Source organism: Mesorhizobium sp. M2A.F.Ca.ET.037.01.1.1 (assembly GCF_003998075.1).
Classification (GTDB): domain Bacteria; phylum Pseudomonadota; class Alphaproteobacteria; order Rhizobiales; family Rhizobiaceae; genus Mesorhizobium.
Window position 1 is genome coordinate 1 of the sequence record NZ_RZSA01001410.1, and the last position, 1,201, is coordinate 1,201.

Here is a 1,201-nt window from a genome sequence, read left to right on the forward strand (position 1 = left end):
GTCTTCCACAAGGGTCAGCGCATCGTCAGCCACGTCCGTGCGCCCAACCGGCGCGGCCATACGACCGTTGCCGATCACATGCCGAGCGCGCATCGCCGCTACGGCAAGTGGACGCCGGGAGGATTGATCGCAGTCGGCGAGAAGATTGGTCCTTCCACCGCCGCTTTCTTCCAGGCTGTCATCGCTGACCGGCCGCATCCCGAGCAGGGCTTTCGCACTTGCCTCGGCATTCTGGCGCTGACCAAGAGCTACGGCAACGCGCGCGTCGATGCAGCCTGCCAACGCGGCATCCTCATCAACGCACGCTCCGTCGCCTCGATCCGTTCGATTCTCAAGAACGGCCTTGATCGCGCTTTCCTCGACGAGACGCCCGATCACCAACCCCTGCGCCACGGCAATATCCGCGGTCAGGGCTATTTCCACTGAACCAGGGAGATTCCAATGCTCACCCATCCCACCCATGAACGGCTGGTCGCACTCGGCCAGCCCCAAGCAGTTTATGGCTTGGATCGGTCTTGTCCCTGCCGAGCATTCCAGCGGTAAGCGGATTAAACGGGGCGAGATCACCCGCACCGGCAACGCCGCTGCCCGAACGATGTTGATGGAGTCGGCCTGGCACTACCGCTTTCCAGCGCGTGAAGGACGAACGTTGCGAGAGCGAAACAGCGACATTCCCGACCATATCCGCGCCATCGCATGGAAGGCGCAGACACGCCTATGTGCCAAGTTCCGCCGCTTGTCAGCGGCAGGAAAGCAGACGGTAAAGGTAGTGGCGGCGATCGCCCGCGAACTGGCCGGCTTCATCTGGGACATCGCACGGCAAACCTCGATATCAGCGCCGAACCCGGCGTGACCGCTCCTCCAAGATCCTATGGGCTGGTGGATAGCGACCTGCCGTCAGGCAGAATGGCGTTGCTAAACCCACCCATTCTGGAGACGACAATGCAACAGGTTGCAAATCGGCCGGAACAGGCCGCTATCCGCATCGATCTTGGCGCGATCTTTGTTTCGATGGATGTCTCGATCAAATTGGCTGATCACTTCACTGTCGCCGGGTGGCGGGGAGAAGATGTCCAAGCATTGTCTGCGGGGCGGGGACGTTGCGGGACTCCTGGAGCTGTTTGCGACGCTCCAGGAAAAGGCTCGGGCACGAATCGGCGAGCGCTTCCGGATTATTGTCATCCAGGAAGCTGGACTAGAC

2 protein-coding genes and 1 pseudogene are annotated in these 1,201 nt (G+C 61.3%); all 3 read left to right on the top strand.

What is annotated here, in order from left to right; translation table 11 throughout:
• Nucleotides 1-426, top strand: a 426-nt coding sequence (locus tag EOA27_RS37175) for a transposase (RefSeq protein ID WP_145970855.1), incomplete at its 5' end; no start/stop codon positions are given.
• Between the two features lie 34 nt (nucleotides 427-460).
• The gene (locus EOA27_RS37180; RefSeq protein ID WP_210214202.1) at nucleotides 461-853 is read left to right on the top strand and encodes a transposase; all 393 of its coding nucleotides are present in this window, start codon (nucleotides 461-463) and stop codon (nucleotides 851-853) included.
• An 89-nt stretch (nucleotides 854-942) separates the two neighbouring features.
• Nucleotides 943-1,201: pseudogene (locus EOA27_RS37185) on the top strand (IS110 family transposase); the annotation flags it as partial.